General features: G+C 47.9%; 2 protein-coding genes. Both read left to right on the top strand.

Annotated elements, in window-relative coordinates:
• Positions 1 to 187: hypothetical protein (locus LI149_RS15910; RefSeq protein WP_227143615.1), on the top strand; the 187-nt coding region annotated here is incomplete at its 5' end.
• A gap of 19 nt (positions 188 to 206) precedes the next feature.
• A partial coding sequence (locus LI149_RS15905) for a response regulator transcription factor (protein WP_227143614.1) occupies positions 207 to 537 on the top strand: 331 nt, incomplete at its 3' end.

Raw genomic sequence — 537 nt, 5'->3', positions numbered from 1 at the left:
TGGAGTCAGGGCGTTATTTACAGGGATACTCTCGTCCCGAACCCGTGGGACAGTGGCTGAAATGATGTTTGTATCTGCTGCTATGATTTTGCTGCTTTGCGTGATAGAATATATTTATATGAGAGTGGTCAAGCGCTCCAGCGATCGGTATTTGCTGACACTGATGCAGCCACAGAGAGAAGAATAATTTGGAAGGAGGTGCTGTCGTGAAAAGAATTGCTGTTGTGGAAGATGAAGTCTATATGCGGGAAGAACTCTGCAATATGCTCCAAAAGGACGGGTATCTTGCGGAGGCAATCACCGAGTTTGAAGATGCCGCTCGGCTCCTGGCAGCCCTCCGTCCTGACCTTGTGATCTTAGACCTGAATTTGCCGGAGATCAGTGGCTTTCAAATCTGCCAGGAACTAAAGAATAAAACCGCTATCCCCGTCCTGGTACTAACTTCCAGAGATCAGGTAAAGGATGAACTGCAAGCGTTCCACTTGGGTGCCGATGAATATTTGACGAAGCCGTGCAGAAAAGATCGACTTCTTGCCA

Source organism: Dorea sp. 210702-DFI.3.17, from assembly GCF_020560825.1.
Lineage (GTDB): Bacteria > Bacillota > Clostridia > Lachnospirales > Lachnospiraceae > Dorea > Dorea formicigenerans.
This window is presented reverse-complemented; position numbering and strand designations above follow the sequence as displayed.